The organism is Funiculus sociatus GB2-C1, from assembly GCF_039962115.1.
GTDB classification, from domain to species: Bacteria; Cyanobacteriota; Cyanobacteriia; order Cyanobacteriales; family FACHB-T130; genus Funiculus; species Funiculus sociatus.
In genome coordinates this window covers 1-7,306 of record NZ_JAMPKJ010000124.1, presented here as the reverse complement: position 1 = coordinate 7,306, position 7,306 = coordinate 1, and the positions used below count along the sequence as shown (strand labels likewise).

General features: G+C 46.9%; 5 protein-coding genes. All 5 read left to right on the top strand.

The genetic code is table 11. The features are described from left to right. Positions 1 to 277 precede the first annotated feature (277 nt). Entirely contained in the window at positions 278 to 1,426 is a 1,149-nt protein-coding gene (locus NDI42_RS28455) for a glycosyltransferase family 4 protein (RefSeq protein WP_399315926.1), read from the top strand. A gap of 89 nt (positions 1,427 to 1,515) precedes the next feature. After that, on the top strand, positions 1,516 to 2,388 hold the full coding sequence (locus NDI42_RS28450; protein ID WP_190451575.1) for a lipid kinase: 873 nt from the start codon (positions 1,516 to 1,518) through the stop codon (positions 2,386 to 2,388). Positions 2,389 to 2,473: 85 nt separating this feature from the next. Continuing rightward, a complete protein-coding gene (locus tag NDI42_RS28445) occupies positions 2,474 to 5,293 on the top strand; it encodes a cation-translocating P-type ATPase (RefSeq protein WP_313930684.1) in 2,820 nt (939 codons plus the stop codon). Positions 5,294 to 5,363: 70 nt separating this feature from the next. Beyond that, positions 5,364 to 6,506 carry a DNA replication/repair protein RecF gene (gene recF / locus NDI42_RS28440; RefSeq protein ID WP_190451572.1) on the top strand — a complete coding sequence of 381 codons (1,143 nt, stop codon included), beginning with the start codon at positions 5,364 to 5,366 and terminating at the stop codon, positions 6,504 to 6,506. Positions 6,507 to 6,631: 125 nt separating this feature from the next. Continuing rightward, positions 6,632 to 7,090, top strand: a complete 459-nt coding sequence (locus NDI42_RS28435; protein WP_199310974.1) for a hypothetical protein — start codon at positions 6,632 to 6,634, stop codon at positions 7,088 to 7,090. Positions 7,091 to 7,306 lie beyond the last annotated feature (216 nt).

Sequence of the window (7,306 nt, the reverse complement as noted above, 5' to 3'; positions counted from 1 at the left end):
CTGTAGGCTTTGAGCGACTGATTGGGTTGATGAATTTATTGAGAGGAGCCGTTCCCACCACTGTGTCAGAGCCAGGTTTCTTATTTTCCTCTGCCTAGAGTGATGAAAGAGCGCTAACCAACCTACCAATTTATTATGAGTAATGCCACATTGAGAATCCCTTTAAAGCGCTTTAAAATGGCGGCAGAAGTAGCGGTTGCAGGCATAAAGTAAAATGGTATAATTTAAGACTTTGTTGGGTTTTGTCGCTCAAACCAGCTTACAAATGGAGAATTATTTGTCAAATCAATTGCTGATTAATCTCTCTTTTCTTTTTTCTAAGCCGACTGGAATTGCTACTTATGCTGCCAATATTTTTTCTCATTTACAGCATCTCGATCCGACTTTATTAATAGCTAATAATATTCTTAATAATGGGGATGCTGAGCCTACCTTAGTTAGTTCCCAGCTTGAGCCTGGGAACCAGGAGGGAGTATGGAAGAGTAACTATAGCTGCTATCCGGTACCGCCTAATTTAACTCCGGAACAAGGGACCAAAGGACATTTTAATAGGATTTTGTGGACGCAGTTGCAGTTGCCACGGATTTACAAAAAATTGAATTCTAGTCTACTGTTTTCGCCGCTTCCAGAAGCGCCCTTATTTTCTGGCTGTCGTTCTGTGGTAATGGTTCATGATTTGATTCCGGTGCGCTTTCCTAAGCGGGGTTCCCCACTGGGACTCTACTTTCGTTACTACATTCCGCAAGTTTTAGCGCAGGCACAGCATATTATTTGTAACTCTAGGGCTACTGCTCAGGATATTACGAATTTTTATAAAATTCCCGAAGATAAAATTACGCCAATTCTTTTGGCGTATGATGCGAATCATTTTCGCTATCTTGATTTACCAACCAGCAATTATTTTCTTTATATAGGGCGTTACGATCCTTACAAAAATCTGGCTCGGCTGATTGAGGCTTTTGCTACTTTATATAATTGTGGCGATCGCGAGTTGTGGTTGGCTGGATCTGCGGATAAGCGTTATACGCCGATTTTAATGGAGCAAGTGGAACGGCTGGGGCTGAAAAATCGGGTAAAATTCCTAGAATACGTTCCTTCTGCCCAGTTGCCGACGCTAATTAATCAAGCGATCGCCCTCGTTTTTCCTAGTCTATGGGAAGGCTTCGGCTTGCCAGTTTTGGAAGCAATGGCTTGCGGTACCCCGGTAATTACCTCGAATATCTCATCGTTGCCAGAAGTCGCTGGCGATGCGGCAATTTTAGTAAATCCTTACAATGTTGGGGAAATCGCTGAGGCGATGCAGGCAATAGCGACGGATTCAGAATTGCGATCGCGTCTATCTGATGCTAGTCTCTCCAGAGCCAGCCAATTTAGTTGGGCAAAAACTGGAGAAGCTACCGCCGAAGTGCTAAAGCGATATCTTTAGAAGAATTATCAGCCAAGGAGTTAACTATAGGTAGATTTATTCTTTCAAAAATTTTGTGAAGATTATTACCTCTTAATGGAAAACTAGGCATGAATCGGCGAGCATTGTTGCTGGTTAATCGCCACGCACGGCGCGGAAAAGAGGCTTTATCTCAAGCTTTTAGCAAATTGAAAGAACTAGGCTTTGATTTGCAAGAAGAGTCTACAGAAAAGCCCAAACAACTGCCAGACATTATCCGACGATGGAGCGATCGCGTAGATTTAGTGATCGTCGGTGGCGGCGATGGCACCCTGAATGCAGCAGTAGACGGTATAGTTGACACGCAACTCCCCTTGGGTATCTTGCCCTTAGGAACAGCCAACGACCTAGCGAGAACCCTAGCAATTCCTGAAGCTTTAGATGAAGCTTGCCAGGTGATTGCAAATGGGACACAACAACGAATTGACTTAGGCTGGGTCAATGGTAAACACTTCTTTAATGTTGCAAGTTTAGGCTTAAGCGTACAAATTACCAAGCAACTGACCAAAGAAATCAAGCAACGCTGGGGAGTTCTGGCATACGCAGTAACAGCAATCCGAGTAGTGGGGCGATCGCGTCCTTTTTTGGCAGAAATCCGCAGCAATGGGGAATCAATTAAGGTAAAAACAGTTCAAATTGCTGTAGGTAACGGGCAATATTATGGCGGTGGCATGAAAATAGCTGAAGATGCAGCAATCAACGACCAGCGGCTGGATTTGTACAGCTTGGAAATTGAACGCGCATGGGAAATAATCCCCTTGTTACCAGCAATGAAGCAAGGGCAACAGGCAGACTTACCAGGCGTGCGGACTATTCAAAGTCAGGAAATAGAGGTATACACCAATAAGCGTCGCCCAATCAATACCGATGGAGAAATCACCACTTATACGCCAGCAAAATTTCGTCTGATTCCTCAAGCTTTATCGATTTTTGTACCTGGCTAACTCATAGTGCATAGTTAAAGTAGCATCCAATCACCAGGTTTACGCCCTATGATTGAGAGCTAGTAGGTCTTAAAGCACATTTCCCGTGACTCCATCTATCCCTTCAAATTCAAATCCCGACCAGGCAAGACCCTGGCACACCTTAGAAGTTGAAAAAACGCTGGAACTGCTCTCTAGCGACGCAGAATCTGGTCTAACCACCGTGGAAGCTCAAGAACGGTTGCAGCAGTACGGCCCCAATGAGCTACAGGAAACTGCCGGGAGGAGTTCCTGGGAAATCTTGCTCGATCAGTTCAAAAACATCATGTTGTTGATGCTGATCCTAGTGGCGCTGATTTCTGGGATTTTAGACCTGGTGGATTTACGAGGCGGAAAGTTAGCCGCAGGCGAAATCCCCTTCAAAGATACAATTGCCATTTTGTTGATTGTAATTCTCAACGGCATATTGGGCTATCTTCAGGAAAGCCGTGCCGAGAAAGCTCTAGCAGCCTTGAAGAAGCTGTCTTCCCCAAAAGTGCGAATCATTCGCGACGGCAGACAAGTGGAAGTCGAAGGCAAGACGCTGGTGCCGGGGGACATTATGCTAGTGGAAGCTGGGGTGCAGATTTCCGCAGACGGGCGGCTGATTGAAGAGGCAAATCTGCAAATACGGGAATCAGCGCTCACTGGCGAAGCTCACGCGGTGAACAAACAAGCATCAGTGCATTTGAGCGATGAAACATCTTTAGGCGATCGCATTAACTTAGTCTTTCAGGGAACCGAAGTTGTCCAGGGACGAGGCAAAGTAATTGTCACTGGAACCGGAATGAAGACGGAACTCGGCAAAATTGCCGATATGTTGCAATCCGTCGAAAGCGAAGACACTCCCTTACAACAACGGATGACCCAGTTGGGTAACGTGCTGGTGAGTGGTTCTCTGATCTTGGTTGCCATAGTGATCGTAGGCGGCATGATCCAAAGCCGCTTCAGCTCAGGACGTTGGGATTGGGGTGTCTTGCAAGAACTCGTAGAAGTTTCCCTGTCGATGGCTGTGGCTGTGGTTCCAGAAGGCTTGCCAGCTGTAATCACCGTAACTTTGGCACTGGGAACGCAGCGGATGGTGCGTCGTCACGCCCTAATTCGCAAACTCCCAGCAGTAGAAACTCTGGGTTCAGTCACGACTATTTGCTCAGATAAAACTGGCACCCTCACCCAAAATAAAATGGTCGTGCAACGGGTAGAAACTGGTTCCCAAAGTTTCCGCGTTGCTGGCGAAGGTTATATCCCCACCGGGGAATTTTATCTAGGCGATCAACAGGTAGCAGTAGAACAGTATCCGGATCTGCAAACCTTGATGCTTGGCTGCGTGCTTTGTAATGATGCCATGTTACAGCACGAGAAAGACCAATGGACGATTCTGGGCGACCCCACCGAAGGGGCGCTGATTGTCCTCGCCGGAAAGGGAGGTGTAGATAAAGAACCTGTCTTGCGGCAGATGCCCCGCGTCAGAGAGTTTCCCTTCTCCTCCGAACGCAAGCGGATGAGTGTAATTTGCCGAGCAGGAGACAAAGGACAGGCGAACTTCCAGTCACCTTACTTAATGTTTACCAAGGGTTCGCCAGAGTTAATACTGGAGCGTTGTACTCATATTCAGATCGGCGACGAGAAGGAGCCTTTGAGGGATGAGCAACGCACTCAGATTCTGGAGCAAAATAACCAAATGGCATCCGTTGGCTTGCGGGTGCTGGGCTTTTCCTACAAACCTATGGACAACGTTCCTCCGGAAGGAGCAGAAGAAACAGAGGAACAAAAATTAGTATGGCTGGGTTTGGTGGGAATGCTGGATGCTCCCCGCCCAGAAGTACGGGATGCGGTAGCCAAATGCAAACAAGCTGGCATCCGAGCAATGATGATTACTGGCGACCACCAGCTGACAGCGCAAGCGATCGCTCAAGATTTGGGAATAGCACAAGTAGGCGATCGCGTCCTCACAGGTCAACAGCTGCAAAAGTTTAGCCCAGAAGAACTAGATCAACAAGTTGACGACGTTAACATCTACGCCCGCGTTGCCCCAGAACACAAACTACGCATCGTCCAATCCCTCCAGCGTCGCGGCAGATTCGTCGCCATGACTGGCGACGGCGTTAACGATGCCCCAGCCCTCAAACAAGCTGATATTGGCATCGCAATGGGCATCACAGGCACCGATGTCAGTAAAGAAGCAAGCGACATGGTACTACTAGACGACAACTTCGCCACCATAGTCGCCGCTACCGAAGAAGGGCGAACAGTTTATAGCAATATTCGCCGCTTTATCAAATACATTCTGGGCAGTAACATTGGTGAAGTGTTAACCATTGCCGCTGCACCCCTACTGGGCTTGGGAGGCGTTCCCCTCTCGCCATTACAGATTCTCTGGATGAACCTAGTCACCGATGGTTTACCAGCTCTCGCCCTCGCCGTAGAACCCGCAGAACCAGACGTGATGCGCCGTCCTCCCATGAATCCTCGCGAGAGTATTTTTGCACGGGGGCTGGGGTCTTACATGATCCGGATAGGGATTATCTTTGCCATTATCTCCATTGCTTTGATGGTAGTGGCATACCGTTACTTTCCCGATAATTGGAAGACGATGGTGTTTACGACTTTATGTCTTGCTCAGATGGGACACGCTCTAGCAGTTCGTTCCAACACCAGGCTGACAATAGAGTTAAACCCCTTCTCTAACCCTTATTTGCTATGGGCGGTGAGTGTTACCACGGCGTTGCAGCTGATGCTGCTTTACGTCCCATTCCTGCAAAATTTCTTTGGTACGACACCACTATCTCTGCAAGAACTGGGTATTTGCCTGGGATTCAGCTCTTTAATGTTTGTTTGGGTGGAACTGGAAAAGCTGTTTATTCGCTGGTACAAAAGCAGACAATGATAGCTGATGGCTAATTGCTGATAAACAACTAGCAATTAGCAATTAGCCATTAGCAATCCTTCCATTATTTATGTACCTCAAAAGCCTTCACCTCCGTTCCTTTCGCAACTACCGAGAGTGCTTAGTCGATTTCGACGCACCCAAGACAATTTTGGTGGGGAATAACGCTCAAGGGAAATCTAATCTTCTGGAGGCGGTGGAGTTATTAGCAACATTAAAGAGTCATCGAGCCGTGCGCGATCGCGATCTCGTTTGCGAAGGAACGGCAGAAGGTAAAATTGCCGCTACCCTAGAACGCGCCAATGGCACAGTCGATCTAGCTTTAACCCTACGCACTCAAGCGCGGCGCACCGTATCCCTCAACTCCGAAACCTTACGCCGCCAACTCGACTTTCTCGGCGTACTCAATGCTGTCCAGTTCTCCAGTCTAGACTTGGATCTGGTACGAGGTTCGCCAGAGATGCGTCGCAACTGGGTAGATTCCATTCTGACTCAGCTTGAACCTGTCTACGCTCACATCTTGCAGCAATATAACCAAGTTTTACGGCAACGCAACGCCTTACTCAAGGCTTTCAGAAAAGAGTCCGAATCTTCAACTCACAACTCAACACCTAACACTCAAAACTCTTCAGAACTAGCGTTATGGGATGCCCAATTGGTAACAACTGGTTCCCGCGTCACGCGGCGACGCGCCAGAGTCCTGACGCGATTGGCTCCTATCGCTCAAACTTGGCACTCTAGCATTAGCGGTAGATCAGAGGTGCTGGAATTGAAATATGCTCCCAATATCAGTTTAGAGAAGGACGACCCCGAAGCAGTGCAGCAGGCATTTTTAGAAAAAATCCAGCAGCGTCGCATCGCCGAACAGCACCAAGGTACAACTCTCGTCGGCCCTCACCGAGACGAAGTTGAATTTACCATCAACCAGACACCAGCAAGAGTTTATGGCTCCCAAGGTCAGCAGCGAACGCTAGTATTAGCCCTAAAACTAGCAGAGCTAAAGTTAATTGAAGAAGTCGTTGGTGAACCGCCGCTGTTGCTACTTGATGACGTTTTGGCTGAACTAGACCTAAATCGTCAAAATCAACTCCTAGATGCCATTCAAGACCGCTTTCAGACCCTGATTACTACAACTCACTTAGGTTCCTTTGATGCTCAGTGGCTAGATTCTTCCCAAATTCTCTGTGTTGAAGCAGGACAGATAAAGCGATAGTCATTAGGTGGGGACTAATGACTAATCCGGAGTTAAAGGAAAAAGTCTCGTATCCTAAAAGTAAGTCCTGATTAGGGGATAATTTGGGTATCAATTCCCTAGCGGTCTGGTAACAGACACCCCGAATGATGGTGAATTTACTAAACTTTGCTGTTATGCACCGAACTAATATTACTATCGATGCGGATGAGATTGTTGCACTGGGTGCTTCTTTGCAACGTATCGATCAGAAGATACTGACCCCAGTCAAAGTAAATGGTTCCAAAAGAATATGGTATCAGGGTATTAAAGAGCCTTATTTTGATGTCTTTTTGGATCTGCGTGAGGAGGATAATATCGAGTGGTTTCAGTTTACTTTACGCGGCAAATCTCTTTCTTGGAATAAGGCTGGATGGCAAACAGGAATAACGAATGAAGGAAGTGTGAATGACATCACTTTTTATGCTGCCAGCAAGCTTATTAATACTGATAACAAACTTGACTTATCTTTCGTGAAATTAGCACATTCTATTCTACAAACTCGTGCTGGCGATGCCATTTTCGATAAAATTTTGGCATTATTTGAGCCTGATAAAATTCATTAGTTATTAGTCATAGCTAGTAGGTTAATTTTGGTTGTCGGTAGGGGAATGGCAATGCCCACTGGTGTCAACTTAAGCCCCGGCGAATGAATTCGCGGCTACAAAACTCACCGTTCGCTCATTTGGATGACCCAGTAACCAAATAAATAGCTTCAAGTGTAGCCGTACTGGGCAATTCGGCTATGGAGAAGATGCACCAACTACAGACTTAACGGCATC

Excerpts from the sequence above, each read along its gene's own strand:
- NDI42_RS28450 (WP_190451575.1), top strand. The coding sequence starts at position 1,516 with ATGAATCGGCGAGCATTGTTGCTGGTTAATCGCCACGCACGGCGCGGA.
- recF (WP_190451572.1), top strand. The coding sequence starts at position 5,364 with ATGTACCTCAAAAGCCTTCACCTCCGTTCCTTTCGCAACTACCGAGAG.
- NDI42_RS28435 (WP_199310974.1), top strand. The coding sequence starts at position 6,632 with ATGATGGTGAATTTACTAAACTTTGCTGTTATGCACCGAACTAATATT.